Source organism: Phaeobacter sp. HS011 (assembly GCF_018101215.1).
GTDB classification, from domain to species: domain Bacteria; phylum Pseudomonadota; class Alphaproteobacteria; order Rhodobacterales; family Rhodobacteraceae; genus Phaeobacter; species Phaeobacter inhibens.
In genome coordinates this window covers 661,336-687,087 of sequence record NZ_JAGEUF010000001.1, presented here as the reverse complement: position 1 = coordinate 687,087, position 25,752 = coordinate 661,336, and the positions used below count along the sequence as shown (strand labels likewise).

Below are 25,752 nucleotides of genomic sequence, written 5' to 3'. Positions count from 1 at the left end.
AATTGCGTTTTATACAGCAGCGCGCAATTCAAAAGCCGAGGCACATCATGACCTACCACCCAAAATCGGATTTCATCGCAGTTATGATGGAACGCGGCTATCTGTCCGACTGTACCGATTATCAGGGCCTGGACGAGGCGCTGATGACTCCCGGCCAATCCGCCTACATCGGTTTCGACGCCACTGCGACCTCGCTGCATGTCGGCTCGCTGATCCAGATCATGATGCTGCGCTGGTTCCAGAAGACCGGCCACAAACCGATCACCCTGATGGGGGGCGGCACCACCAAGGTCGGCGATCCGTCGTTCCGCGCTGATGAACGCCCGCTGCTGACCGACGCCCAGATCGACGACAACATCGCCGGCATCAAGAAGGTGTTCGACGCCTATATCGACTATGACAGCGGCGCGGGTAACGCCGCCATGATGCTGAACAACGCCGAATGGCTGGACGATCTGAACTACCTCACCTTTCTGCGGGACATCGGCCGTCATTTCTCGGTGAACCGGATGCTGTCGTTTGAGAGTGTGAAATCGCGTCTCGACCGCGAACAGTCGCTGTCCTTCCTCGAATTCAACTACATGATTTTGCAGGCTTATGACTTCCTGGAGCTGAACCGCCGCTACGGCTGCGTGTTGCAGATGGGTGGCTCGGACCAATGGGGCAATATCGTCAACGGCATCGACCTGACGCGCCGGGTGCTGGACCATGAAATCTATGGCCTCACCTCGCCGCTGCTGACCACTTCCGACGGCAAGAAGATGGGAAAATCGCAGAACGGCGCGATCTGGCTCAATGGTGATCTGCTCTCACCGTATGAGTTCTGGCAGTTCTGGCGCAACACCACCGACGCCGATGTCGGCCGTTTCCTCAAGCTTTATACAGAGCTGCCGGTGGACGAATGCAACCGTCTGGGCGCGCTTGAAGGCTCCGAGGTGAATGCCGCCAAGGTGATCCTCGCCAATGAGGTGACCACCCTGCTGCACGGCGCCGAGGCCGCCGCCGCTGCCGAGGCCACCGCCCGCGAAGTGTTCGAGAAAGGCGGCATTGGCGACGACCTGCCCACCTTGGCGCTGTCTGCGGCAGATGTGGGCGATGGCATCTCCATCGTGCAGTTGATCGTGAAATCCGGGCTGGCCAAATCCGGCAAGGACGCCAAGCGCCTGATCGCCGAGAACGGCGCCAAGATCGATGACCAGCCGCTGACCGATGCAGGTCTGATGATCGACGCTGCCGCTCTGGCCTCGCCGATCAAACTCTCCGCAGGTAAAAAACGCCACGCGCTGGTGCAGCTGGACGGTTAACCACCGGATTGCATCCAACAGACAAGACAGGAAAAGGGGGCCACTGTGTCCCCTTTTTTCATACGATCAGAAGGCCTGCTAGGATATTCCTGCTCCGGGCATAGGCGTCGCAGCATCCCCGACAAGATGCTCCCGCCCGTCATCTCCCATCCCGGATGGGAATGCCCGTTGGGCCAAGCGCCGCGCAACGCGCGGCGCCGCAGCGCCAATCTGTCAATGGCCTGCGCAGATCACCGTCGCCACAGACCGCAAATGCAACAGGCACCCTGCCTCACAGCAGCAGCATATCCACCAGCACCAGAACCAGCCCAACCGGCAAGGAGAGGGCGAGTGCTGCCAACAGGGCGGCGGCTTTGGTCATCCTTGGGGCCGGTGCGTGATGATTTCTAATTTTATTCGCATTTTTCATATCCCTATTAACCATCATTTAGGTTTCGCTGCGGTTAATGGCGCCATGTTCGATTTCACACCAGCAGATGTCATGCCCCGACCCATTCTTCGCGACGAAACCATCTCTGCTCTGCCGCAATCGGCAGAATTTGCCCGCGCGCTTCAGGCGACAGGCAAGGACCCTCTGGTGCTTGGCCAGATGAAGGACACGGTCGTGATGCGCCGCAAGCTCTGGGGGCGCATCAACGTGGCCATGGTGAACCGCGCCCGTATCGACAAACCGTTGCGCCTGCTTGAACAATTGCAGGAAAACGGCCTGCGTCGCACGCCTGTCATCCTGTCCCCTGAAACGCCGACCCCCGCCTTGGCCCGCCACGGCGCCGTGGCGCTGATCAGCCCCGCGCATGTCGGCCTGCTCGACCTCACCGCTGACCCTGACCAGCGGCGCGCCAATCTGCACCAGAAATGGCGCAACCGGTTGGTGCACGGCGAACAGCAGGGCCTGCGCATCACCCGTCAGTCGCTGCCACAGACACCGGGGCACTGGATCTTTGCCGCAGATGCCGCGCAGCAATCCAGCCGCGGCTATCGCAACTGGCCGGTCGATCTGACGCTGGCATACGCACGCGAAAACAAAGGCATGGCCAAGATTTTCGAGGCCCATGACGGCAAGGAGATCGTTGCGGGCATTCTTGTTCTGCGTCACGGGCGCGGCGCAACCTACCACATTGCCCATACCACTGAACGGGGCAAGGCACTCTCCGCCCATAACCTGCTGATGTGGGAGGCGATGTCCTGGCTCGCCAAACAGGGCTGCGAACAGCTCGACCTTGGGGTGATCAACACCGAAGACGCCGCCGGTCTGGCCCGGTTCAAGCTGGGCACCGGCGCACGGCTGCACCAGCTGGGCGGCACCTGGGCCTATTGGCCGCCGCTGGGGCGCCTGCTGCGCCCCTTGGCCGCGCTCGACAAACGGCTGATGAACCCCGGGCTCTCTGGACACTGCTAGGGGGACGTGATTATCTGAACACACGTTCAGATATGAACCCGATAGCACAGACCCCCGGGAGGAGCCCTGCTCATGAAACTGTCGCAAACCGCCGCCGTCATCACCGGCGGCGCCTCTGGCCTTGGTGAGGCCACCGCCCGTCATTTCGCCGCCAATGGTGCCCAAGTCACCCTCTTGGATCGTGACGCCGAACGCGGCGCCGCCGTTGCCGCCGAAATCGGCGGGCATTTTGCTCAGACCGATGTCACCAGCGAAGAGTCGGTTGCCGCCGCCATGGCGCTTGCCAGCGAGAAAATGGGCAAAATCAACGCCTGTGTGAACTGCGCAGGCATCGCCCTTGGCATCAAAACCGTGGGCCGCGACGGTGCCCATCCCCTTGATGCCTATCAGCGCACCATCGACATCAACCTTGTCGGGACCTTCAACGTGGCGCGGCTGGCTGCGGTGGAAATCGCCAAATGTGACGCGGCCGAGGATGGCGGTCGTGGCGTGATCATCAACACCGCGTCAATCGCGGCCTTTGACGGCCAAAAGGGTCAGGCTGCTTATGCTGCCTCCAAAGGCGGCGTTGTGGGCATGTGCCTGCCGATGGCCCGTGATCTGGCCTCATCGGGCGTGCGGGTGATGACCATCGCACCGGGCATCTTCATGACCCCGATGCTGGCGGGCCTGCCGGAAGAGGTGCAGCAGCAACTGGCCGCCGATGTGCCCAACCCGGCCCGCCTTGGCGACCCTGCCGAATATGGCCGTCTCGCCGGGTTCATTGTCGAGATGGGCTATCTCAATGGCGAGGTGATCCGCCTCGACGGCGCGCTGCGGATGCGCTGACGCGCCCACGGTTGCCCGCATCGAAAACTGATAGCTCACACTGATACCTCAAGGGGCAGACCACCCCTTGAGGCACCGCCTCCCCCCTCTCCGCGCAATACGGAATTGACCAGCGACAGCCTCCGGATTCTCCGCTAGCCTGTCGCACAACCTTGCCGAGGGGGAGCACAACCATGACCCAGCCCAACCTGCCGCTGACCGGCGCCTGCCTCTGCGGTGCTGTCCAGCTGCATGTCACCGCCTTTCCCCTGCTGACGCTGGCCTGCCACTGCCGCGATTGTCAGAAACTTGCCGCCAGCGCCTATTCCCTGACCGTAATGTTTCCGGCAGAGGCGGTCACCGCCACGGGAGAGCTGGTGCTGGGCGGAAAACACAGCGAAGAGCGCAAGCATTATTACTGCCCGACCTGCCTCAGCTTTGTCCTCTCCCGCCTGAAGGCCGCACCAGAACGGGTCAACCTGCGCGCCTCCCTGCTGGATGATCTGACTTGGTTCACCCCCTTTGTCGAAATCATGACCGAGGAAAAACAACCATGGGCGCAGGTTCCGGTCTCTCACAGCTATGCCCGCTTCCCCACCACAGCGGAGGAGCTGGCGGATCTGATGGATGATTACGCCCAAACCATCACACCGCCCTCGCCCGGAACGGACCCGGCATGAGCAGATCCGAACAACAAAAGATGCAGGCGGGCGACTGGTACTGTTGCCTGGACAGCGAACTCTCCGCGCTGCGTCATCAGGCCCGTCTGGCGGTGCATCAGCACAATCACCGCCCCCCTGATCCCGGCGAAAGCCTCAGCCCGTCGCTGGCAGAACTCTTTGCAGACCATGGACAGAATTGTCTGATCGAGGCGCCGTTTCACTGCGCCTATGGGATCAATATCACGCTCGGGCATCAGGTCTATCTGAACGCGGGCTGCACCATCCTTGATACCGCGCCGGTGCGGATAGGGGATCGCTCCATGCTGGGGCCGAATGTGCAGATCTACTGCGCCCAGCACCACAAAGATAAAGCCTTGCGCGCCAAAGGGTTGGAGATCGCCCATCCGGTCACTCTGGGGTCCGATGTCTGGATCGGCGGCGGCGCGATCATCCTGCCCGGCGTCAGCATCGGCGATGGCGCCATCGTCGGTGCCGGCGCGGTGGTGACACGAGATGTGGAGGCCGGGGTGACAGTGGTCGGCAATCCGGCGCGGGCGCTCCCTCGCTAGCATCCGCAGGGTCAAAACTCGCACCCGTTGCGCAGCAGCCGCGCGCCGCCTTAGGCTTCAATCAGGAAAAATTTATATTTTACAAACGACTACGGCAGCGTATTTGACCCAATGTTTCGCGTGCGAAACATTGGGTCAGCCCTGCTTACCGAAAAACCAGTCGGGCTTCAGCCTGCGGATTTCTCTTCCAGCTCCAGCCATTCCTCCTCAGCGGCAGAGAGTTTCTCCTGCCGCTCCACCAGCGCATCGGTGGCCTTCTGGAACTTCACTGGCTCACGGGTGAACAGCTCCGGATCGGCCATCAGCTGCTGCAATTTGGCGATCTCCGCCTCCAGCCGCTCGATCTCTCCGGGCAGCGCTTCCAGCCGGTGTTTTTCCTTAAAGCTCAGACCGTCCTTGGGCTGCGCTTCCTGTTTGGGTTTCGGCTTGGCGGCCTTGGCTTTCTCAGCCTTCTCTGCGGCACCTTCAACCGGGGCACGCTGGGCCAGATAGTCACTCCAGCCGCCAGCATAGGCCGTGGCCCCGCCGCCGCCTTCCATGGCGATGGTGGTGGTGGCCACCCGGTCCAGAAAATCCCGGTCGTGGCTCACCAGCAGAACCGTGCCATCGTAGCTGTCCAAAAGTTCCTGCAACAGATCCAGTGTTTCGACATCCAGATCATTGGTCGGTTCATCCAGCACCAGCAGGTTGCTCTGCCGCGCCATCAACCGCGCCAGCAAAAGCCGCGCCTTCTCGCCCCCGGACAGGGACCGCACCGGCGCGCGGGCCTGCGCCTCGTCGAACAGGAATTCCTTCAGATAGCCGACCACATGTTTCGGCTGGCCCCGGACCATCACCTGATCCGCCTTGCCGGAAATCCCCAGAAGCGGATCCGAGGTCAGGTTTTCCCAGAGACTGGCATTGCCGTCCAGCTGGTCACGGGTCTGATCAAACAGCGCCAGCTCCAGATTGGTGCCCATCTGCACATGGCCCTCATCGGGCTGTTCCAGCCCCAGCAGCATCTTCAACAGCGTGGTCTTGCCTGCCCCATTCGGCCCGACAAAGGCAACGCGATCACCGCGCTGCACCTTGATTGAGAAGTCCCGCACAATCGCCTTATCGCCGTAGGATTTCATCAGCCCTTCGGCCTCAATCACCTTGCGGCCCGATTTCGGACCTGCGTCCAGCGCCAACTCAGCCGTACCTTGACGTTTGATCTGGCTGGACCGCTCCGATTTCAGGTCCTGAAGCGCGCGCACCCGGCCCATATTGCGTTTGCGGCGGGCGGAGATACCCTCCACCGCCCAGCGGCTTTCGGATTTGATCAGCCGGTTCAGCTTATGGCGCTGCTGGTCTTCTTCTTCCCAGATCTTGTCGCGCCAGGCCTCAAAGGCATCAAACCCCTTTTCCTGTCGGCGCACCTGCCCCCGGTCCACCCAGAGCGTCGCGCGGGTCAGTGCCCGCAGAAACGCCCGGTCGTGCGAGATCAGCACAAAGGCGGCACGGGTCGATTTCAGCTCATTCTCAAGCCAGGTGATCGCCTCGATATCCAGATGGTTGGTCGGCTCATCCAGCAGCATCAGATCGGGTGCCTCGGCCATCAGCTTGGCCAGCGCCGCGCGGCGTTTTTCCCCGCCAGAGGCCGTCGCCACAGGGCGGGCGGGATCAAACTTCAGCCCCTCGCCTGCCCGCTCCACCTTGTACATCTCGCCGGGATCCAGTTCGGATGCAGCAAAATCGCCCAGCGTGGCAAACCCGGTCATCTGCGGGTCCTGCTCCATGTAGCCGACGGATTTACCCGGCGGCACCACCAGTGAGCCTTTGTCGGCCTCGACCAGACCGGCCATCACCTTCATCAGGGTGGATTTGCCGGAGCCATTGCGCCCGACCAGCGCCACCCGGTCGCCGGGTTGCACCACCAGATCAAGATCCGCGAACACCGGATCGCCCCCAAAGGTGAGGGAGATACCGGACATCTGTAAAAGAGGAATACGTGCCATAGGAGCCAGCTAAACCGGGGCGCGGGGCAGGTCAACGGCTGTCAGGCCCCATGACTGTCGAAGCCGCCGGCAACAGCACGCAACAGACGTTTGCGCGCGGCGGGAATGGCGGCGATCTCCACAGCGGTAAACAGATGCAGCGTGTCCAGATCGCGGTCGATCACCGCATGGTCGCTGACCCAGCCGCCCATCATCAGATAGGTGCGCAGCAAGGGCGGCATCTGCTGCAACGCCTGTTTACCGTCCACGCGAGGCAGATCCATCGCGGTCAGCTCCAGCACCTCTGCCGCACGCACTCCGACGCCCTGCCCCGGCGGGGCCTGATGACGCAGGCGCAGCAGGCCCAGTGCCTGAGAATAAGCCGCCGGATCAACCCCCTGAAAGGACGAGCAGCCAAACAGCAGCTCCACCCGATGATCATCAACAAACGCAGTCAGCGCCCCCCACGCGAGCCGCAGGATATCCGCATCCTGCCAATCGGGGTGGATGCAAAACCGCCCCAGCTCCAGCAGCGGGTCAGTCCGGGACTGCAGCGGGGTCAGATCATAGCGCTGCGCTGCGTAGCTGACACCGAGATGCGCACCATCCGGCAAGAGCAGCAACCGGCAGCAACAGACCAAGCGACCACTTGCCTGATCCTCCACCAGCAGATGCCGACAGCGCGCGTCCAGCGCCTCCGCATCCGGCCCTTGTCGTCCAAAACACAGGCCACGCAAGTATTGCGCATGTTGCAGATCGGGATGGATAGATGCCCCCTCTGCCCCGTCGATAACGCGGACACGGTAGCGACCACGGCTCAACACCGGTTCAGCCTCAGGCTCGGCACCGGCTGAGATCACGACTGGGCTCAAGACATCACGCAACACAGATCTTCCACCAACCACAGACACCACGGGCTATCGCGCCGCAAACAACTCGGGCCTGCCTACCATGGATCACATCTCAGCCAAATGACGAAAGCCACCCCGGATCGGGATGGCTTTTTCAGAATGAGATATGCAGGCCGATCAGACCCGCCGCATCATTCGATCAGCCCACCGGGACCAAAGTTGCCGAGGCTGCCCAGAAGCTGGCGCAGGAATGTCTTGTCCTGCACGTTGGAGCTGGTCACGCGGCGCTGCAGGGGAATCACCCGGCCCTGCTCCAGACCGTAGCGTTCGATGCCTGTGACCACGCCCTGATCGTTGAAATTGATCGCCACCAATTCCCGTGAGACCGGCTTTGACGCCGAGGGGCCGCGCCGGCGCATCAGGGTAGAGACGTAGTAATATCCGCCATCGGTCAGCACGCCCTCTGCCGCCGGCACACCAACGGTTTCAGCCACGCTGTCCTTGGTATCAACGCCCACAACCACCTCGGAGAGCAGCTCCTCGCTGGGGACATATCCATGTTTGCGATACATCGCGCAGCCACTGACCGCGAGCCCCGCAACCAAGAGAACCGTGACCCTTGTCGCCGCCTTCAGCGACCTCATACATTTGGATGTCATGCTACTCTCTTGCCCCCCGGCTTGAATACGCCTTTGAACCGGATTACCTAAACCGAGCCTCCGGTTCAAGAAACGAAAGTCCCCCAAATGTCTGAGAGCACCGCTTTTCGCGTCGCTGACCTACCCCAAAACCGCGCAACCACCTTTGAGCTGCGCCCTGAAGTCGATGTTCTGAAAGCTCTGGCGCAGGACCTTGGCATCGATGATCTGCGCAAACTGCGCTTTGCCGGAGAGATCCGTGCCCTCGGCAAACGCGACTGGGAACTGGTGGGTGATCTGGGGGCCACCGTGGTGCAGCCCTGCGTGGTGACGCTGGATCCTGTCACCACCCGCATCGACCAGAAGGTGCGCCGCAGCTTCATCGCCGGGATGGTGCATCCCGACAGCGAGGAAGAGGTGGAAATGCCGGAAGATGACACCAGCGAACCACTTGGCAGCCATATCTCCCCGCAGGAGGTCATGGTGGAGGCGCTGGCACTGGCGCTGCCGCAATACCCCCGCAAAGACGGCGTCTCGCTCGGAGAATCGGTACATGCCGAACCGGGTGTCGCCCCCATGCGGGACGAGGACACCAAGCCCTTTGCCGGGCTGGCGGCCCTGCGCGATCAGCTTGACGGCGGCGGCGAAGACTGAAAAGAGGACCACCAGACGATTCCGATTGGTGTTCTTGCGCTGACCGGCCAAAAAACCACTTGCGCCAGCGTCAATTCGCAGTATTTTCGCGCGCTCATCGGAATTTTGGTTGGACATCGGCAAGGCTGCGGCCTAAACGCTCGGCAGACCGATCGAAACATTGAATGTGAAACGCGCCGCGGGGACAGCCCCAAGGCCCCAAGTGACAAAGGTTGAGACATGGCTGTCCAACAGAACAAAGTATCCAAGTCGCGTCGCAACAACCGCCGCGCGCACGATGCACTGGTTGCTGCAAACCCGAACGAATGCGGCAATTGCGGCGAACTGAAGCGCCCGCACCACGTTTGCCCCTCCTGCGGCCACTACGACGAGAAAGAAATCGTCGCAGCCGCTGACGAGATCGACATGGACGAAGACGCGGCCTAAGCCGCGTCTGACCCAGACTTATGTCAGGCAGGCCTTTTCATGGCGGGTAAACCCGATCAGATGCAGAAGAATGCCGGCCGCATAGTCATTTCGGTTGACGCCATGGGCGGAGATGCCGGCCCCGCAGTTGTGGTGGCCGGCATTGCCATGTCCGCCGACAAGAACCCCGATCTGGGGTTCATCCTGCATGGTCCCGAAGATCAGCTGAAACCGCTGGTCGCCAAGAAACGCATCCTTAACGGACGCGTGGAATTTCGCGACGCGCAGGATGTGGTCACCATGGAGGACAAGCCCTCCCAAGTGATGCGCAACGGCAAGGGCACGTCGATGTGGTCGGCCCTGGAATCGGTCAAACAGGGCGAAGCCGCCGGCGCCGTGTCCTGCGGCAACACCGGCGCGCTGATGGCGCTGTCGATGCTGCGCCTGCGCAAGCTGCCCGGCGTGAACCGTCCGGCGATTGCGATTCTCTGGCCGTCGCGCAATCCGCAAGGATTCAACGTGATGCTGGACGTCGGCGCCGATGTGCGCGCCGATGCGCAGGATCTGTTGCAATACGCCTTGATGGGCACCTCCTATGTGCGCAATTCGATGGATATCCCCCGCCCCCGCGTCGGTCTGCTGAATGTCGGCACCGAAGAGCACAAGGGCCATGCCGATCTGAAAGAGGCCTATGGGCTGATCTCGGATCATTCCGAAAACGGCAGCTTTGATTTCGTCGGTTTCGTTGAAGGCAGCGATATCCCCGGCGATACCGCTGATGTGATTGTCACCGACGGGTTCACCGGCAATGTGGCGATCAAGACTGGCGAAGGCACCGCCAGCCTGATGCGCGTCGCGCTGCGTGAAGCGTTTGAATATTCCTTCCTGTCCAAGATTGCTGCGCTGCTGGCCATGACCTCGCTGAAGCGGCTCTCCAAACGGCTGGATCCGCGCCGGGTCAATGGTGGCGTGTTCCTTGGTCTGAATGGCACCGTGGTGAAATCCCACGGCGGCGCTGATGCCACCGGAGTCTCGGCGGCGGTCAAGCTGGCCTTCCGTCTTGCCCAGCAGGGGTTTGCAGAAAAACTGGCGGCACGGGTTGCATCCTCTGTGGCGCTTACCCAAGATAAACCAGCGCAAATGGACGAGACCCCAACCGACCAGGCGCCCACCAAAAAAGACTAAAAGGCAGGCCATAGAATGACGCGACGCGCAGTAATTGTCGGGACCGGGCATTATCTCCCTGAACGCGTGGTCGAAAACGCGGAATTCGAAGCCACATTGGACACCACCGACGAATGGATTCGCAGCCGCTCCGGGATTGAGCGCCGCCATTTCGCCGCCGAGGGTGAGACCACCTCCATGATGGCCACCAAGGCCGCGCAAAATGCGCTTGCCGATGCGGGTATGACCGCCGAGGATATCGACGCCATCGTGGTGGCCACCTCCACCGCCGATCTCACCTTTCCCTCTGCCGCCACCATGGTGCAGGCCCAGCTGGGCATGACCCGCGGCTTTGCCTTTGATGTGCAGGCGGTCTGCGCCGGGTTTGTCTACGCGCTGAGCAATGCCAATGCGCTGGTCGCCTCCGGTCAGGCCAGCAAGGTGCTGGTGATCGGGGCCGAGACTTTCAGCAGGATCATGGACTGGACCGACCGCTCCACCTGCGTGCTGTTTGGCGACGGGGCCGGTGCCCTGGTGCTGGAAGCGCAGGACAGCGCGGGCACCGGCGATGATCGTGGCATTCTGGCAACCGATCTGAATTCGGACGGGCGCTACAAAGATCTGCTTTATGTGGACGGAGGTGTGTCGACCCAGAACACCGGCCATCTGCGCATGCAGGGCAATCAGGTGTTCCGCCACGCCGTCGAAAAACTGGCCTCCACCGCCCATACCGCGCTGGAACGTGCCGGCCTTGGCGCGAGTGACGTGGACTGGATCGTGCCGCATCAGGCCAATATCCGCATCATTCAGGGCACCGCCAAGAAGATGGGGCTGCCGATGGAGAAGGTCGTGGTGACCGTGCAGGATCACGGCAATACCTCCGCCGCATCGATCCCGCTGGCGCTTTCTGTGGGCAAAGCCCGTGGTCAGATCAAACAGGGCGATCTGGTGGTCACCGAGGCGATTGGTGGCGGTTTGGCCTGGGGATCGGTGGTGCTACGCTGGTAAGCGGCAAGGCATCGCTCAGAAGGTATACGATTTTACCGGTCGAACTCCCCGATGCAATTCATTGATATTGACAGGGAAATTCCCCCCGCCCTATGCTTCGACAAACAGCGGGGATAGTCATGGGCGAAAAAACACTAACACGAATGGATTTGAGTGAAGCGGTCTTCCGCGAAGTCGGCCTGTCGCGCAACGAAAGCGCGCAGCTGGTGGAAAGCCTGCTTCAGCATATGTCTGACGCCCTGGTCCGTGGGGAACAGGTCAAAATTTCTTCCTTCGGGACGTTCAGCGTGCGCGATAAATCCGCCCGCGTGGGGCGCAACCCGAAGACTGGCGAAGAGGTGCCCATTCAGCCTCGTCGCGTTTTGACCTTTCGACCATCGCATTTGATGAAGGACCGGGTGGCAGACGGGAACCGTAAATAACGGTCAGTAACCACGGGACACACCACGCGATGTCAAAATCACCAGACGCCTTCCGCACCATCAGCGAAGTTGCGGAGTGGCTGGGGATCCAGGCGCATGTCTTGCGTTTCTGGGAAAGCAAGTTCACCCAGATCAAACCGGTCAAACGCGCAGGCGGACGCCGGTACTATCGGCCTGCCGATGTTGAATTGCTGGGCAGCATCAAGACTCTGCTGCACGACAAGGGGCTGTCCATCAAGGATGTGCAGGCGCTGTTGCGCGAGCATGGTCCCGCGCATGTTGCCGCCATGGGTGCCGGAAATCCCCCCGCCGCAGAGCCCGAGGTCACCGATCCGGCCCCCTCCGATGGTGAGATGGTGATTGAGGCGGAGGTAAGCCCGTCTGAGGAGATCATCGCGGCCGAGGCCCCTGTCGAGGCGGATGTTCCAACGGATGCAGCCCCGCAAGAGGCGCCCGCCGCCACCGAACCGCCGCTGGCCGCGCCTGCAGAATCCGCACCGACGTTAGAAACCCCGGCCCCGGCAGAGCCGTCACAGGCCGCGCCGACACCGATAGATCAGACACAAGCTGAGCCGGTCAATGTCGCGCCGCCCGAAAACGCAGGAGCCCCTGCTGCCTCCGCCGTTGCGGCGGCACCGGCTGCCGCTGCTCCTGCGGCGCCTACTGCGGCTGCCCCTACCGTTTCCGGTGTTTCCAGCGTCCCAAGCACTGCGCCCGCCGCGCCCGCCTCGACGTCCCCGACATCTACCGCACCAGCCCCAACTGGCCTTGCACCGTCGGCTTCGCCGCAGGCAGAGGCACACGTTGTGCCTCAGGACAGAATCTCCACGCCCGCCGCAACACCAACACCATCGGCGCCCGCGCCAACCATCTCTGACAACCCGCAAGCCGCCATTCCGCAGGGCGAAATCCCACAGGAGCCGAGCACCGCGGCTCCGCAGCCGAAGTTTGATGCGCCCACGGCTGCCGATCCAATCGGCACTGCGGTGTCTCAGACCGGGTCACTTCACCCGCCAGCCTCGGCCACCAGTGAAACAGCGATACCTGCCACGTCAGTGCCAGCGGGCGGGATAACAGGTGAAACACCGGAGGGTGGCAGCACGGATGTCCCCCCCGGCGATGCGGGGGGCGCATCTGCAACGCCACCAGCGGCGCCAATGGCAGCGCCTGTAACCGCCCCGCCTGTGACCGCCCCACCTGTGACCTCAGCCACGCCCCCCGCCCCAATGGGTGCCGCGATGGCCGATACGGCTGCGCCAGAACCGAAGACCCCGCCCGAGGGCCCCGCGATGGGAGCCCAGCCGGGTCTGCCCCTGGAGAACGCCGATCAAGCGCCAGATGCTAAGGCCACGGCAAGCGAGGGTGATGTCACTGCCCCGGCTGAGATCAGCCAAGACGTTGATATCGAAACAAACCTTGAGTCTCCTGCTCCGGAACAAGGCCAGCTGTGGGACGCAGCACCTGATGTGCCCGAGGGGATATCCGAGACAGCGCCAGAAAGCAGTGAAAACGCAGCCCTGCCCGATGAAGCCGAGATCCTGATTCCGGCAGAGGACATCGATGTTACCCCGGATACGGTGGAGCTGATGACCCCTGCGACGGAGACCGTCGCCTCGGTCGCACCTTCGGAGGTCGACTCTATCGAAGTTGAGGCCGTAGAGGTTGGGGCTGAGCCGATTTCTGAGCCGAACCTCGACAGTGTGGCAGCGGTGGAGGCCAGCGCAGAGACTGTGGCATCGGTCGAGGAGATCGACGTCGAGAGCGCCTCTCCCTGGAGCGATGAGGATGGCGCGGACGGGCCAGCCATGGAAGAGCCGGTGATCACTGCGGGGGCTGTTGCCCCCCAAACGCCGGATCTGATCGCAGATCCTGAGACGGCGCCCGCACCAACTGCCGCCCTGCATGACGCGACCGAGACGGTCGAGGTGGCGATGCCGCAGGTTTCCGAACCGGAGACGTCGGCTCCTGATGCCCCGTCATTTGACACCATCAACCCCGATGCCGCCGCCACAGGCAGCACACCAGACCCAGTGGTTTTTGATCAGGGCGACAGCCCTGCTCCGGTGGTCGAGGCGCTGGACAGTGACCCCGCCCTTGCCGATATGACGATGCCGGAGCAAGGTGCGGCGCCTCTGGGAGAGCCGCTGCCCGAACCGCTCTCTGATCCGGAAAATGCCCCATTGGGGACGGCTGCTGAGGCGGAACCCGCAGCAGAGGATCTACTGTCGGTTGCCCCGGAGGCCGCCGATGCCCATCCGGATGATCAGCTGGACAATGATCTGGCCGACGAGGATGAGGCCCCCTCACCCGAGGACAATCCGCTGGCTTTTGCCGATGTGGCCGCGATGCCGGAGCCACTGTCCGATGCGCCGATGCAGGCGGCAGAGACACCAGAGCCGCATGTCGATGAACCGGATCTGACTGAGGCAGCGGCGTTGTCGGGGATGGCTAACGTCAGCGCAGTGACAGCTGATGCCTTGGATCTGGATGCGCCGGCGCTGGACGAAACGATGGTCAGCGACCCGGTCATGTCTGCGCCTGCGGTCTCGGACGATCTTCTGGATGCCCCAGTGACCGAAGAGACCCCGCTACCCGAGCCAGAGCCAGTGGAGCCGGAGCAGTCTGTGCCTGAGCAGTCTGTGCCGGAGCCGTTGGTTCCGGATCTGGACGACGCGGCAGACGCCGCTCTGCCGGAGCCTTCTGCCGAACCGGTCGGCGAAGAGGCGACAGATGTCACCGCTGAGACGCTGGAGCTGTCAGCCCCTGCCGAACTGGGTGAACCGGTGGAGCTGGCGGAGCCGTCCGAGCTTGGAGCGCCTGCCGAACTGACAGAGACGGTCCCGACACCTGCCCCACTGCCACAGGCGGGCAGCCCAGAGGTCGCGGAGGAGGTCGCCGCCGAGGAGACGATGACCGCGCCACAAAGCGATCTGCCAGAGGCCGACTTGCTCGACGTCGACTTGCCAGAGGTCGGCTTGCAAGAAACGGCCCCCCCTGAGGTGGCCCCGGCGGCGGCATTTGAAATGCCCGAAACAGCGCAGGATATACCAGAACAGGATCTATCCGAACTGGCAGACGTCGATCTGACTGAGCCTGCCCCGCTTGAAGCCGATGCCCATGATCAGAACACCGCTGACACGGATTTGGGCCTCCCAGATCTGGGCACCCCGGACCTCATCGACCCGGAGCTGGTCGCGGCGGATCCGGCGGAGGCGGAGTCCCCAGTCGCTGAGGAGGTCGGCGAAAGCGCGCCAGCAGGTCCGAAACCGCTGGTGATTGAGATCCCAGATGAGGCGGAGCCGCAGGCCCCGCAGGCGTCAGGCGTACTGGCGCGACTGGCGGGTGTGGACCACCTGCCTGCCGATCACATGGCAGAGGCGCGGGCCTGCGTCCAGAGATTGCGCGCGCATCAGGGGGCGGCCTAGAAACTTGACAGCGGGGCGAAATAATCTGGTTTTTTCGCTTGCCCCTGCCGGAAAAACGGGTAGAAACCAGCGCAACGGGCTATAGCGCAGCCTGGTAGCGCGTCCGTCTGGGGGACGGAAGGTCGCAGGTTCGAGTCCTGCTAGCCCGACCAAAATACCCCGCCTCGCAAGGGGCTAAAAAACGCCCGCCCCTATCTGGGGTGGGTGTTTTTGTATCTGCCTTTCGTGCAAGGTATTGATAATAAAGCGTTGGGAGGATGGGATGACATCTGAGGGACAGACGAGCAGCAGCCTGACACAGGGTGTGCTGTCGGACCGACAGATCCGACAGATGATCACCGGGGGTGCGATTGCGGCCTCCTCTCCGATCCTCAACGATCAGATCCAGCCTGCGAGCCTTGATCTGCGGCTGAGTGACTGCGCCTACCGCGTTCGCGCCTCCTTTCTGCCCGGACTGGGACGCACGGTTGCAGAGCGGCTGGAAGATCTGACCATGCACCGGGTGGCGCTGACCGGCGGTGCGGTGCTGGAAAAAGGCTGCGTCTATGTGGTGCCGCTGATGGAACGCATTCGCCTGCCCGAGGGGATGACGGCCGCCGCCAGTGCCAAATCCTCCATCGGACGGCTGGATGTGATGACGCGAGTGATCACCGATCAGGGCGTGGAGTTCGACCGGGTGCCGGATGGCTATGACGGGCCGCTTTATGCGGAAATCTGCCCGCAGAGCTTCTCAGTTGTGGTGCAGCCGGGGCAGTTGCTGACGCAGATCATCTTTCGTCAGGGGCGCACATTCCTCAGTGACGCAGACCTGCGCGCAGTCCATGAGGCGACGCCGATTGTGTCTGGTGATCCGGTGATCTCCGACGGTCTGGGGTTCTCCGTCGATCTGCGGCCCGAGCGGGGCGATCTGGTAGGATACCGCGCCAAACATCACACCGGTGTGGTCGATCTGTCGAAACTGGGCCATTACGATCCGGCGGAGTATTGGGAAGAGGTGCGCACCACCAAGGGTCAGATCATTCTGGATCCCGGTGCGTTCTACATTCTGGTGAGCCGCGAAGCGATTGCCATCCCGCCGGATTACGCTGCCGAAATGGCGCCCTATCTGGCGATGGTGGGCGAATTCCGGGTGCATTACGCGGGCTTCTTTGATCCCGGGTTTGGCTATGCTGCCGCTGGCGGGGCCGGATCGCGTGGAGTGCTGGAAGTGCGCTGCCATGATGCGCCTTTTGTGCTGGAGCATGGGCAGGTCGTGGGGCGGCTGGTCTATGAGCGGATGTCCGAAGTGCCAGAGCAGCTCTATGGTATTGATATTGCGTCGAACTATCAGGGTCAGGGGCTGAAGCTGTCAAAGCACTTCAAAACCAGCTGATCCCTGCGCCTGAGGGATGGCTGTTAAAACCGGGGTGGTCGGGCATTGCGGCGCATCAGGCGGGCTTTCTGAGCTCCGGCCTCATCCTGAGGAAGCGGGCGCGTGTCCTGCCCCTTGCCTGCACCCTGCCCTTTGCCACGTTTTGAGACGGCCTTGATCCCGGCATTGACGCCTGCGTTCACCGCGCGGCCCACAAGACGGCGCAGGATCATGTTCAGTATCCGCTCGATGTTCATCTGCCTGTCTCCTTCGCACCAAATCGGGATCGCCGGACCAGCCTGGCCGCGTTAGTGTCGCGCGTCTATGCGGCGGATTTAGGGCGTCTTTCCCCGGTGGCCCTCAGTCGCCAAAGAGTTCGGGCTGTTCTTCCACCTCGTCGCTGTCGCTGCGTCCGCCCATGGGCAGGCTGCCCGGTGGCGGGCGGTTTTCCAACAGGCCCGCGGCGCGCAGTTCCTTGAGGCCGGGGAGATCACGCGCACTTTCCAACCCGAAATGATCGAGGAACACCGGCGTCACCACAAAGGTCACCGGACGTCCCGGTGTCATCTTGCGGCGGCCAAGGCGGATCCAGTCCATTTCCAGCAGCTGGTCGATGGTGCCCCGCGACACCGACACGCCGCGCACCTCTTCGATTTCGGCGCGGGTGACGGGCTGGTGATAGGCAATGATCGCAAGGGTTTCGATGGCCGCGCGCGAGAGTTTGCGGGTCTCGACCGTTTCCTTCTGCATCAGAAAGCCAAGGTCAGAGGCGGTGCGCAGCGCCCAGGCATCGCCGACGCGCACGATATTGACGCCGCGCCCTTCGTACCGTTTGCGCAGATGCTCAATCGCGGTGCCCGGCTCACAGCCGTGCGGCATCCGCGCCTCAAGATCGCGGACAGTCACCGGTTCGGCGCTGGCAAACAGCACCGCCTCAACCATGCGTTCCTGTTCGGCCATCGGGGGCGCCTCAAACAGGGTCTGGGTTTCCTCCGCAACGGTGTTCTGGCTGTGGTCGTCCATCAGGTATCCTTGTCACGAATGCGCAGCTGAATGGGCGCATAGGTCTCGCTCTGGCGCAGCTCCAGGTGGCCTTCTTTCACCAGCTGCAGCGAGGCGGCAAAGGTGGAGGCCGTGGCGGAGCGGCGTTTCATCGGGTCGGAGTGCCAGCCTTCGGGCAGATAGGTGAGCATATCAGTCCAGCTGCCGGTGTAGCCGATCAGGTGACGCATCCGGTCCAGCGCCGCCTCCATGGTAAAGATTGCCTCGCGGTCCAGCACGAAGGGGCGGAAGTCGTCCCGCGTGCGGATGCGGGCATAGGCCTGCATCAGATCCAGCAGATTGGCCGAATAGCTAACGGTGCGGATGCGGGTCACATCCTCGCTCTGGCCACGGGCAAAGAAGTTGCGGCCCAGCTGATCGCGGGCCATCAACCGCGCCGCGCTGTCGCGCATGGCCTGCAAACGCTCCAGCTGGAAGGCCAGATGCGCGGCCAGTTCCTCACCGGAGGGGCCTTCCTCCGTCGGGTCGGGCGGCAGCAGCAGGCGGGATTTCAGATAGGCGAGCCAGGCCGCCATCACCAGATAATCCGCAGCCAGTTCAATGCGCAGCTCATGCGCCTTCTCCACAAAGCTGAGATACTGGCGGGCCAGTTCCAGCACCGAAATACGGCGCAGATCGACCTTTTGCGTGCGCGACAGCGACAACAGCACGTCAAGCGGCCCCTCGTAGCCGTCAACGTCCACGATCAATGCTTCGGCCGCGAGCCGGTCCTCGACGCTGAGCGCGTCGTCGTCAAACAGAGTGTCAGCCATATACCTGTCCGCCCATGAGGGCTGATAGTTCGGCCTCGGCCGTGGGTATGTCAAGCGCGGCGGGCGTGCGGCGGGCGGCTTCGGCGCGCTCGGCGCGTGCCTGTGCGGCGTCGGTCATCTCGCCAGCGGCCTCCGCCACGGCGGCGCGGTCGTCCAGCGGGGCGTTACAGAACAGGACCACATCGCAGCCGGCCGCGATGGTGTCGCGGGCAATATCTGCGGCTGTGCCTTGCAGCGCCTTCATCGAGATATCGTCGCTCATAATCAACCCGTCAAAGCCGATGTCCGAACGGATCATCTGCATCACACGAGGTGACAAAGTGGCGGGTTCGCTGTCGAGTGTCTCGTATACCAGATGGGCTGTCATCCCCATCGGCAGATCGTTCAGCGCGGCGAAAGCGGCGAAATCCTCCCGCGCCAGATCGGCGAGAGAGGCGGTGATCCGGGGGAGATCATGGTGGCTATCCATGCTGGCGCGACCATGGCCGGGGATGTGTTTCACCACGGGCACAACGCCGCCGTCCAACAGCCCCTCAGCCGTGGCGCGGGCGCGGGTGACGACGGTGGTCAGATCGGTGCCATAGCAGCGGTTTTTGAGGAAGGGATGCGTCCCCTCGCCCGCCACATCCGCCAGCGGCGCGCAGTTGCTGTCGATGCCGAGATCGCGCAATTCATCCGCAATCAGCCGCGCGCGCAGATACATGGCGCGGGTTGCACCTGCCCCCGCAACAGACGCGTGATCCAGCGCTGGCTGCCATTGGCGCGCCAGTGGCGGGCGCAGACGCTGCACCCGGCCGCCCTCTTGGTCGATGGTGATCAGACAGTCACGTCCCACCGCCTCACGCAGGTCATTGCAAAGCGCACGGGTCTGTTCGGCACTGTCGATATTGCGGGCAAACAGGATAAAGCCAAAGGGGTTGGCCTGGGCAAAGAATGCCTTTTCCGCCGCGCTGAGACGCAGGCCTTCGGCATCTAATATGGTGGCTCCGTAACGCATAGCGATCCTCTTTGTGCTGGGGCGCTGATACACCAGTGTCGCGGGCGGCGCCATGGTCGGGTTGGGTAAACTGGCAGCAGTTTGCCGGATGGTAAACGACAAACGCCCGGCTGTGCCGGGCGCAGAGGTGTCGGGGGAGGCCCCATGTCCTGACGGGTGGTGCCCTAGCGGGTGGTCACGGGGATACAGTCGGCGTTGCCTGCCACCAGAGCGGAGCAGAAACGGCGCGCATCGGAGAGGTCGGCAAAGCCCATCGCGCGCAGGCGATAGAAGGTGCGACCGCCGCTTTCGGCCTTCTGGATCACCCGTTTCTTGCCTTCCAGATAGTCGGCAAAACGACCGTGGATGCGATCCCATTCGGCGCGGGCGACCTCAGCGCTTTCGTAGGCGCCAAGCTGGGCCAGCCGGGTGCCTGCGGGCAGACTGTCGGGCGAGACGTCCTGAGTGGTGCGCGCAGCAGGGGTCGCCGCGACCGCGCGGCTGGGAGAGAACCGCGCCGGGCGCGCTGCGGGACGCAGCGAAACACGCACACCGGGGGCGTTGCGCAGGGCCGCGTTCGGCGCCGGGGCGACGGCGGCGATGCTCACCGGTTGCAAGGGCTCCGGCTGCACAATCGCCGGGGCGGTGTTTGGCGCAGCAGCAGCGGCAGAGAGCTGTTCGGCCCCGTTGAGCGCATCCTGCCTCAGTGGGGTGACACCGTCGGTCAGCTCTGCCACCAGTGCGTCGATGTCGCCGCCCTGATAGGCCGCCACCGCCTCAGTCGAGAGATCGGAGGTGTCAGGCGCGGAAGGGCGTTCCCGCCCCGCGCCAGAGGTGTCTGTTGTGAGGGCCGCCTGCATGGGCTGATCATCCTCGGTCAGCGCCACATCTTCGGGTGCGAGCGTCAGACGGTCGGCGGGGCTTTCGACATTGCCGTTGGCAGCAACGGCATTGACCGCAAGGCCCTGATGATCGGCGGGCAGGCCACCGGGGTTATCGGGCTGCACCCGCAGCGGACCTTCGACAGCGCGCACCACGGGCACGCCGCTCACGTCGCGCGAAATCAGCTGATAGCCCCAGAGACCGATGCCTGCGACCAGCACCAGCGACGCCACGGCGCCAAGGGCGCTAAACGCCTTCGCCAGCCCTGCGCGACCTGTGCCCGCGGGTTCGGGGGCAAATCCATAGTCGTCGTAGCGGTGCCCCTGATCGGTGCCCGGACCGCTATAGGCGTCCTCTGCGGGATCACTATAGGTGGGGGCTGCCTGCTGATAGGGGCTATAACCCTGCGCTGGCGTCTGAGGCTGATGTTGTGCGAAATAGCCACCCGCTTGCGGCTGCTGCGCATACCCTGCTGCGGCCTGCGGGCGCGCGACCGGTGTCTGCGGATCATGGCCGAAGGGGTGTTCCGGCTGCGGATAGGGGGATTGGGCAACGGGGTCCCGCAGATGCGCATCGGCGAAAGACGGCTCCTGCCGGATCCCTTGCGTTTCTGTGGCGGGGTCCGAAGAACGGTCCCCTCCATTGGAATACGACTGGCCGTGACCTGCCTGCGTAAAATACGCCATTTCCGCCTCACTGCCCGCATACGACGCGCGATGCGCCGCCCCGGGTTTCTACTTGATGATCTGCCTCGATCCGGCGGCCTGGGCGATTTTAGCTATCGCATCTCCTGCGCCGGTGTGACCCCAAGAATACCAAGACCGGCGGAAATGACAATGGAAACGGCCTTGGCCAGCGCCATTTTCGCATGTGTTGCAGATGGGTTGCTCTCGTTAACAAAACGTAAACCTTCGTTGGTTTTGCCGAGGTGGTAGAGCCCGTGCAGTTCCGATGCGAGATCGTAGAGGTAGAAGGCCACGCGATGGGGTTCGTTGGTCCGAGCAGCGATTTCCACCAGACGCGGCCATTCCGCGAGCTTTTTGGCGACGGTCAACTGGGCGTCATCCTGCAACAGCGTCAGGTCTGCGGCTGCGAGGGTTGCATCATCGGTGGCGATCCCCGCCTCTGCCGCCTTGCGCAGGGTCGAGCAGATCCGCGCATTGGCGTATTGGACGTAGAACACCGGATTGTCCTTGGACTGCTCCAGCGCCTTATCAAGGTCGAAGTCGAAGCCCTGATCGTTTTTGCGGGTCAGCAGCATGAAACGGGTCACATCCGGGCCAACGGCATCCACCACGTCGCGCAGGGTGACAAAGGTCCCTGCCCGTTTAGACATCTTGAATTCCTGACCGTCCTTGAACAGCTTCACCAGCTGGCACAGCTTGATGTCCAGCGGCACACGGCCATCGGACAGCGCCGAGACCGCCGCCTTCATCCGCTTCACATAGCCGCCGTGATCGGCCCCGAAGATGTCGATCAGCATGTCAAAGCCACGTTCGACCTTGTCATAGTGATAGGCGATATCCGGCGCGAAATAGGTCCAGGCGCCATCGGATTTCTTCACCGGGCGGTCAACATCATCACCATGTTCGGTGGATTTGAACAGGGTCTGTTCGCGTGGCTCCCAGTCGTCGGGCTTCTTGCCCTTCGGCGGCTCCAGAACGCCTTCATAGATCAGGCCCTTGTCGTCGAGGCTCTTGAGCGCGGATTCGATGAGGCCAGTCCCGTAGAGCGATTTTTCGGAGAAGAACTTGTCCATCTGGATGCCCAGCGAGGCCAGATCGGCGCGGATCAGGTCCATCATCGCATCGGTGGCAAAGTTGCGGATCTCTTCCAGCCAGACATCCTCCGGCTGGTTCACATAGGCATCACCGACCTTGTCCTTCAGCGCCTGACCGACCGGGACGAGATAGTCGCCGGGGTATGTGCCATCGACAAAGGCGACCTCCTGGCCGTGGGCCTCCAGGTAGCGCAGGTAAACTGAGCGCGCCAGCACATCAACCTGACCGCCACCATCGTTGATGTAATATTCGCGGGTGACGTCATAGCCGACAAAATCCAAGAGGCTGGCCAGCGCGTCCCCAAAGACCGCACCACGGGTGTGGCCCACGTGTAGAGGCCCGGTTGGGTTGGCGGAGACATATTCCACATTCACCCGTTTGCCCGCGCCAAGGTCGGAACGGCCGAATTTGATATCCTCCGCCAGAACGGCCCCCAGCACCGACTGCCAGCTGCTGCGGTCCAGACGCAGGTTGAGGAAACCCGGGCCTGCCACCTCGGCAGAGGTGACACGCGCGTCCGCGGCCAGTTTCCCTGCCAGCGCATCGGCAATATCACGGGGTTTCATCTTGGCGGGTTTGGCCAGCACCATGGCGGCGTTGGTCGCCATATCCCCATGCGCCGCATCGCGCGGCGGCTCTACCGCGACATTGGCAAAATCGAGCCCTTCGGGCAGCGTGCCCTCGGCCACCATTGCAGTAAGGCAGTCAAGCACGAGCGAGCGGATATCGGTAAAGAGGTTCATGTCTGGCGTCCCATCTGTTCACCGTTGCGGATACCGAGGGCCAGCGGCAGGGTCAACAGGATTGCAGGCCCCATCACGATCAGCGGCGGAGGCGCCCCGGAAAATTTCAATTTTCCGGTCAAGAGGGGGCGAGGTTCCGCGATATGCGCGCCAAGGCGCGGCAGGTCAGGCCACCGGTACGTCACGGGCCGGGAGACGACCCCATCTGGTGATCTGATACCGGCGTAGCGAGGCGACATAGTAGGGATCACGCAGAACCAGACGCTCGACCTCATCGCGGCTGGCCGCTTCGACATTCCAGATCGCCCCCGGAAAGTCCTGCTCGGGCCGCATCGCCAATGCGCCGCCGATCTGCAATTCGGGATGGGCGCGTACAAAGGCGATATGAGCATCCCGGCGCGGGCGATCCGCGCGGATCCGCGCCATCTCCGGCGCATCCTGAAAGGTCACGGTCCAATGCGTCATGCCATTTCTTGCCATGGCGGCCTCTTGCATCTGCGATTTCGGTTCTGAGCGTCTGCCCCATGAAACCGCATCCGGCCTGCCTCAGGATAGTGCCAGTTGGCGTCAGCGTTACCGCCAGTCGCAGCGCAGCCCGCGCCTATTGCCCGGCTTGCAGGTCGGCAGCAGCGGCGGCGGCCTCAGCCGGGAACAGGCGGCGGTGCTCCTGCAATGCAAAACGGTCGGTCATGCCTGCGATATAATCCGATACGATCCGGGCCAGCGCGGTTTCACCTGCGGCGGCGGCGATATCCCCCTGCCAGCGGGCGGGCATTTCCTCAGGGTGGTTGAGGAAATGCGGAAACAGCGCCTCCACCACCTTGGAGACCTCAGCGCGTTTGCGCATCACGCTGGGCGCGCGGTACATGCGGGTGAAGAGAAAGGCGCGGATTTCCTTCAGGTCGGCCCAGAGCGCATCGGAGAACACTACCACGGGCGCCCCGAGGGAGCGCACATCCTCGACGCTGCGCGCACCACTGGCGGCAAGGCGCCGTCTGGCGCCGTCGATCACGTCGCTGACCATCACACCAAAGACCCGGCGCAGCGCCTCGTGCCGCCGACGTCGTCCATCAAGGCCCGGATAGCGGCTGTCCACCGCATGATAGGCGGCACCAATCACCGGCAGTTCCATGATATCCGCATCGGTGAACAATCCGGCGCGCAAGCCGTCGTGCAGATCGTGATTGTTGTAGGCGATGTCATCGGCCAAGGCCGCCACCTGCGCCTCGGCGCTGGCATGGGTGTGCAGCTCCAGATCCACCGCCGCGTTGCATTCGGCCAAGGCCCAGGGCAGATCGCCCACCACCGGGCCATTGTGCTTGGCGATGGCTTCCAGCGTTTCCCAGGTGAGGTTCAGCCCGTCAAATTCGGCATAATGCCGTTCCAGCGAGGTGACGATACGGATGGCCTGCGCGTTATGATCAAAGCCGCCGTAGGGGGCCATCAGCGCGTGCAGCGCATCCTCTCCGGTGTGGCCAAAGGGCGTGTGTCCCAGATCATGGGCCAGCGCCACCGCCTCGGTCAGTTCCTGATTGAGGCCAAGCGCCCCCGCTATCGTACGGGCCACCTGCCCGACCTCAATCGAATGTGTCAGACGGGTGCGATAATTGTCGCCCTCATGTTCGACAAACACCTGTGTCTTGTGCTTTAGCCTGCGAAAGGCGCTGGCGTGGATGATCCGGTCGCGGTCGCGCTGGTAGGGCGATCGGAAGTTGCTTTCTTCCTCGGGGATCTGACGACCACGGCTGCGGTCCGGCATGGTCGCGTAAGGCGCGTAGGTCACTAATCTTTTCCCCGGTCAATCTTGTCCCTGTCCCCGCACCTTTCTATATTATGATCTCCGCTGCAACACGGCAGTGATCACCGTATTGGGAGACCAGAGATGCAATTGCCCCCGAAAGTGACCGAGCGTGCCTTTGCCCGGCTGGCCGAAATTGGTGCCGCCGATCAGGGTCAGGCCCTGCGCGTGGCGGTGGAAGGCGGCGGCTGTTCCGGCTTTCAGTATGAAATTGCGCTGGATGCCCCGCAGGCGGATGATCTGATCCTTGAGGGTCAGGGCCAGAAAGTGGTGGTTGATGAGGTTTCGCTGCCATTTCTGGAGAACGCGGTGATTGATTTCACCGAAGAGCTGATCGGCGCGCGGTTTGTGATCAACAACCCCAACGCCACCTCCAGCTGCGGTTGCGGCACCTCGTTTTCGATGTAGGCGCTGTTTGATCATGCGACACTGCTGCCTTGGTCGCACAGGCATTATCCCGCTGCCAGACAGGAACTTTTTTGCAATGCGCGCGTTCTGCCACTGAACGGGTGTTAGCCGATAGTATCCGCCAGAGATGGATCTGACCTCGCCGCTTCGCGATTTCAGCGGGCGCGCCGATCAGAGTCCGACCCCAGCTGTAGAGGTGCGCGGTGTTTGTCGAAAATATACTGACTGATTTTCTGTTAAGATCTGCAGTCCTGTCATCCATAGCGATCATCTGGGTGATCGTCGTGGTGCGGCTGGTAGGCCTGCGTGCCTTCTCAAAAATGACTGCATTTGATTTTGTCGTGACAGTGGCCATCGGTTCCCTTCTGGCCGGAGCGAGTCAGGCGACGTCCTGGAGCTCTTTTGGGCAATCGGCACTGGCCATCGCGACATTGCTTTGCGTGCAGTACGTCGTGGCCCGGTTGCGACAATCCTCGGAGAAATTCAAAGCCGCCGTGCAGAACACGCCGGTCATGCTGATGCGTGAGGGAGATATCCTGCAGAGCGCGCTTGCAGCGACACGGGTCTCTGAGGATGATCTGCTGGCCAAGCTTCGCGAGGCAAATGTGCTGTCATTTTCGCAGGTGCGTGCTGTGGTACTGGAAACCACCGGCGACATTTCAGTGCTGCACGGTGACAGCCTGGAGACCCGGCTGATTGTGGGGGTTGAGGTGCCCTCCTGAGAGACGCCCCC

At 62.7% G+C, this 25,752-nt stretch carries 25 protein-coding genes and 1 tRNA gene; 15 read left to right on the top strand and 11 right to left on the bottom strand.

Translation table 11 applies throughout. From position 1 onward, the window contains the following. Positions 1-47 precede the first annotated feature (47 nt). The 5 genes from tyrS to J4721_RS03220 all read left to right on the top strand — a co-directional run bounded on the left by tyrS (position 48) and on the right by J4721_RS03220 (position 4,741). Positions 48-1,304 (top strand): tyrosine--tRNA ligase, encoded by a 1,257-nt coding sequence (tyrS, locus tag J4721_RS03240; protein WP_027247579.1) that lies wholly within the window; start codon positions 48-50, stop codon positions 1,302-1,304. Between the two features lie 454 nt (positions 1,305-1,758). Further along, positions 1,759-2,703 (top strand): GNAT family N-acetyltransferase, encoded by a 945-nt coding sequence (locus J4721_RS03235; protein ID WP_211002093.1) that lies wholly within the window; start codon positions 1,759-1,761, stop codon positions 2,701-2,703. Between the two features lie 72 nt (positions 2,704-2,775). Beyond that, positions 2,776-3,531, top strand: coding sequence for an SDR family NAD(P)-dependent oxidoreductase (locus J4721_RS03230; protein ID WP_014874246.1), 756 nt, complete (start codon positions 2,776-2,778; stop codon positions 3,529-3,531). 173 nt (positions 3,532-3,704) lie between these two features. Next, positions 3,705-4,190, top strand: coding sequence for a GFA family protein (locus J4721_RS03225; protein WP_211002092.1), 486 nt, complete (start codon positions 3,705-3,707; stop codon positions 4,188-4,190). After that, positions 4,187-4,741: a sugar O-acetyltransferase gene (locus tag J4721_RS03220; protein WP_211002091.1), complete on the top strand. Its 555-nt coding sequence runs from the start codon at positions 4,187-4,189 to the stop codon at positions 4,739-4,741. Before J4721_RS03225 ends, J4721_RS03220 begins: the two co-directional genes overlap by 4 nt. 167 nt (positions 4,742-4,908) lie before the next feature. On the opposite strand, the gene J4721_RS03215 is transcribed toward J4721_RS03220, so the two are convergent. The 3 genes from J4721_RS03215 to J4721_RS03205 all read right to left on the bottom strand — a co-directional run bounded on the left by J4721_RS03215 (position 4,909) and on the right by J4721_RS03205 (position 8,209). Further along, a complete protein-coding gene (locus tag J4721_RS03215; protein ID WP_102888011.1) occupies positions 4,909-6,696 on the bottom strand; it encodes an ABC-F family ATP-binding cassette domain-containing protein in 1,788 nt (595 codons plus the stop codon). A gap of 65 nt (positions 6,697-6,761) precedes the next feature. Next, complete coding sequence (locus J4721_RS03210; RefSeq protein ID WP_211002090.1) at positions 6,762-7,586, bottom strand: GNAT family N-acyltransferase; 825 nt, start codon at positions 7,584-7,586, stop codon at positions 6,762-6,764. A 155-nt stretch (positions 7,587-7,741) separates the two neighbouring features. Beyond that, on the bottom strand, positions 7,742-8,209 hold the full coding sequence (locus tag J4721_RS03205; RefSeq protein WP_027247585.1) for an outer membrane protein assembly factor BamE: 468 nt from the start codon (positions 8,207-8,209) through the stop codon (positions 7,742-7,744). Positions 8,210-8,296: 87 nt separating this feature from the next. Here J4721_RS03205 and J4721_RS03200 point away from each other — a divergent pair, with 87 nt between their 5' ends. The 8 genes from J4721_RS03200 to J4721_RS03165 all read left to right on the top strand — a co-directional run bounded on the left by J4721_RS03200 (position 8,297) and on the right by J4721_RS03165 (position 16,638). Continuing rightward, positions 8,297-8,842, top strand: a complete 546-nt coding sequence (locus tag J4721_RS03200) for a DUF177 domain-containing protein (RefSeq protein ID WP_014874240.1) — start codon at positions 8,297-8,299, stop codon at positions 8,840-8,842. 219 nt (positions 8,843-9,061) lie between these two features. Continuing rightward, positions 9,062-9,268 carry a 50S ribosomal protein L32 gene (rpmF, locus tag J4721_RS03195; RefSeq protein WP_014874239.1) on the top strand — a complete coding sequence of 69 codons (207 nt, stop codon included), beginning with the start codon at positions 9,062-9,064 and terminating at the stop codon, positions 9,266-9,268. A gap of 39 nt (positions 9,269-9,307) precedes the next feature. Then, entirely contained in the window at positions 9,308-10,432 is a 1,125-nt protein-coding gene (gene plsX, locus J4721_RS03190; protein WP_027247586.1) for a phosphate acyltransferase PlsX, read from the top strand. 15 nt (positions 10,433-10,447) lie between these two features. Then, complete coding sequence (locus J4721_RS03185; RefSeq protein ID WP_211002089.1) at positions 10,448-11,419, top strand: beta-ketoacyl-ACP synthase III; 972 nt, start codon at positions 10,448-10,450, stop codon at positions 11,417-11,419. A 119-nt stretch (positions 11,420-11,538) separates the two neighbouring features. Beyond that, positions 11,539-11,841: an integration host factor subunit alpha gene (gene ihfA / locus J4721_RS03180; protein ID WP_014874236.1), complete on the top strand. Its 303-nt coding sequence runs from the start codon at positions 11,539-11,541 to the stop codon at positions 11,839-11,841. 29 nt (positions 11,842-11,870) lie between these two features. Further along, on the top strand, positions 11,871-15,266 hold the full coding sequence (locus J4721_RS03175; RefSeq protein WP_211002088.1) for a MerR family transcriptional regulator: 3,396 nt from the start codon (positions 11,871-11,873) through the stop codon (positions 15,264-15,266). Between the two features lie 75 nt (positions 15,267-15,341). Next, a tRNA-Pro gene (locus tag J4721_RS03170) sits at positions 15,342-15,418 on the top strand. Between the two features lie 110 nt (positions 15,419-15,528). Beyond that, positions 15,529-16,638: a 2'-deoxycytidine 5'-triphosphate deaminase gene (locus J4721_RS03165; protein ID WP_102874507.1), complete on the top strand. Its 1,110-nt coding sequence runs from the start codon at positions 15,529-15,531 to the stop codon at positions 16,636-16,638. 23 nt (positions 16,639-16,661) lie between these two features. Here the strand turns inward: J4721_RS03165 and J4721_RS03160 are convergent, their stop codons facing one another. From J4721_RS03160 to J4721_RS03125, 8 genes are all read right to left on the bottom strand, one after another. After that, a complete protein-coding gene (locus J4721_RS03160; protein WP_102876436.1) occupies positions 16,662-16,874 on the bottom strand; it encodes a hypothetical protein in 213 nt (70 codons plus the stop codon). A 103-nt stretch (positions 16,875-16,977) separates the two neighbouring features. After that, a complete protein-coding gene (scpB, locus tag J4721_RS03155) occupies positions 16,978-17,640 on the bottom strand; it encodes an SMC-Scp complex subunit ScpB (RefSeq protein WP_061048781.1) in 663 nt (220 codons plus the stop codon). Further along, entirely contained in the window at positions 17,640-18,431 is a 792-nt protein-coding gene (locus tag J4721_RS03150; protein WP_014874231.1) for a ScpA family protein, read from the bottom strand. The genes scpB and J4721_RS03150 overlap by 1 nt, the downstream gene beginning before the upstream one ends. After that, the gene (nagZ, locus tag J4721_RS03145) at positions 18,424-19,428 is read right to left on the bottom strand and encodes a beta-N-acetylhexosaminidase (RefSeq protein WP_211002087.1); all 1,005 of its coding nucleotides are present in this window, start codon (positions 19,426-19,428) and stop codon (positions 18,424-18,426) included. Before nagZ ends, J4721_RS03150 begins: the two co-directional genes overlap by 8 nt. Before the next feature lie 164 nt (positions 19,429-19,592). Further along, positions 19,593-20,975, bottom strand: a complete 1,383-nt coding sequence (locus tag J4721_RS03140) for an SPOR domain-containing protein (protein ID WP_211002086.1) — start codon at positions 20,973-20,975, stop codon at positions 19,593-19,595. 92 nt (positions 20,976-21,067) lie between these two features. Continuing rightward, positions 21,068-22,813: an arginine--tRNA ligase gene (gene argS / locus J4721_RS03135; RefSeq protein ID WP_014874228.1), complete on the bottom strand. Its 1,746-nt coding sequence runs from the start codon at positions 22,811-22,813 to the stop codon at positions 21,068-21,070. Between the two features lie 165 nt (positions 22,814-22,978). After that, positions 22,979-23,278 carry a YciI family protein gene (locus tag J4721_RS03130; protein ID WP_247655775.1) on the bottom strand — a complete coding sequence of 100 codons (300 nt, stop codon included), beginning with the start codon at positions 23,276-23,278 and terminating at the stop codon, positions 22,979-22,981. Between the two features lie 136 nt (positions 23,279-23,414). After that, on the bottom strand, positions 23,415-24,596 hold the full coding sequence (locus J4721_RS03125; RefSeq protein ID WP_211002085.1) for a deoxyguanosinetriphosphate triphosphohydrolase: 1,182 nt from the start codon (positions 24,594-24,596) through the stop codon (positions 23,415-23,417). Between the two features lie 99 nt (positions 24,597-24,695). Here J4721_RS03125 and J4721_RS03120 point away from each other — a divergent pair, with 99 nt between their 5' ends. After that, the gene (locus tag J4721_RS03120) at positions 24,696-25,019 is read left to right on the top strand and encodes an iron-sulfur cluster assembly accessory protein (protein WP_014874225.1); all 324 of its coding nucleotides are present in this window, start codon (positions 24,696-24,698) and stop codon (positions 25,017-25,019) included. Between the two features lie 203 nt (positions 25,020-25,222). Next, complete coding sequence (locus J4721_RS03115; RefSeq protein ID WP_211002084.1) at positions 25,223-25,741, top strand: YetF domain-containing protein; 519 nt, start codon at positions 25,223-25,225, stop codon at positions 25,739-25,741. The last annotated feature ends 11 nt before the right edge of the window (positions 25,742-25,752 follow it).

Excerpts from the sequence above, each read along its gene's own strand:
- J4721_RS03160 (WP_102876436.1), bottom strand. The coding sequence starts at position 16,874 with ATGAACATCGAGCGGATACTGAACATGATCCTGCGCCGTCTTGTGGGC.
- plsX (WP_027247586.1), top strand. The coding sequence starts at position 9,308 with ATGGCGGGTAAACCCGATCAGATGCAGAAGAATGCCGGCCGCATAGTC.
- nagZ (WP_211002087.1), bottom strand. The coding sequence starts at position 19,428 with ATGCGTTACGGAGCCACCATATTAGATGCCGAAGGCCTGCGTCTCAGC.
- J4721_RS03215 (WP_102888011.1), bottom strand. The coding sequence starts at position 6,696 with ATGTCCGGTATCTCCCTCACCTTTGGGGGCGATCCGGTGTTCGCGGAT.
- J4721_RS03120 (WP_014874225.1), top strand. The coding sequence starts at position 24,696 with ATGCAATTGCCCCCGAAAGTGACCGAGCGTGCCTTTGCCCGGCTGGCC.
- J4721_RS03130 (WP_247655775.1), bottom strand. The coding sequence starts at position 23,278 with ATGACGCATTGGACCGTGACCTTTCAGGATGCGCCGGAGATGGCGCGG.
- J4721_RS03165 (WP_102874507.1), top strand. The coding sequence starts at position 15,529 with ATGACATCTGAGGGACAGACGAGCAGCAGCCTGACACAGGGTGTGCTG.
- J4721_RS03235 (WP_211002093.1), top strand. The coding sequence starts at position 1,759 with ATGTTCGATTTCACACCAGCAGATGTCATGCCCCGACCCATTCTTCGC.
- J4721_RS03220 (WP_211002091.1), top strand. The coding sequence starts at position 4,187 with ATGAGCAGATCCGAACAACAAAAGATGCAGGCGGGCGACTGGTACTGT.
- J4721_RS03200 (WP_014874240.1), top strand. The coding sequence starts at position 8,297 with ATGTCTGAGAGCACCGCTTTTCGCGTCGCTGACCTACCCCAAAACCGC.
- J4721_RS03185 (WP_211002089.1), top strand. The coding sequence starts at position 10,448 with ATGACGCGACGCGCAGTAATTGTCGGGACCGGGCATTATCTCCCTGAA.
- J4721_RS03230 (WP_014874246.1), top strand. The coding sequence starts at position 2,776 with ATGAAACTGTCGCAAACCGCCGCCGTCATCACCGGCGGCGCCTCTGGC.
- scpB (WP_061048781.1), bottom strand. The coding sequence starts at position 17,640 with ATGGACGACCACAGCCAGAACACCGTTGCGGAGGAAACCCAGACCCTG.
- J4721_RS03205 (WP_027247585.1), bottom strand. The coding sequence starts at position 8,209 with ATGACATCCAAATGTATGAGGTCGCTGAAGGCGGCGACAAGGGTCACG.
- J4721_RS03175 (WP_211002088.1), top strand. The coding sequence starts at position 11,871 with ATGTCAAAATCACCAGACGCCTTCCGCACCATCAGCGAAGTTGCGGAG.
- ihfA (WP_014874236.1), top strand. The coding sequence starts at position 11,539 with ATGGGCGAAAAAACACTAACACGAATGGATTTGAGTGAAGCGGTCTTC.
- argS (WP_014874228.1), bottom strand. The coding sequence starts at position 22,813 with ATGAACCTCTTTACCGATATCCGCTCGCTCGTGCTTGACTGCCTTACT.
- J4721_RS03140 (WP_211002086.1), bottom strand. The coding sequence starts at position 20,975 with ATGGCGTATTTTACGCAGGCAGGTCACGGCCAGTCGTATTCCAATGGA.
- tyrS (WP_027247579.1), top strand. The coding sequence starts at position 48 with ATGACCTACCACCCAAAATCGGATTTCATCGCAGTTATGATGGAACGC.
- rpmF (WP_014874239.1), top strand. The coding sequence starts at position 9,062 with ATGGCTGTCCAACAGAACAAAGTATCCAAGTCGCGTCGCAACAACCGC.
- J4721_RS03150 (WP_014874231.1), bottom strand. The coding sequence starts at position 18,431 with ATGGCTGACACTCTGTTTGACGACGACGCGCTCAGCGTCGAGGACCGG.
- J4721_RS03225 (WP_211002092.1), top strand. The coding sequence starts at position 3,705 with ATGACCCAGCCCAACCTGCCGCTGACCGGCGCCTGCCTCTGCGGTGCT.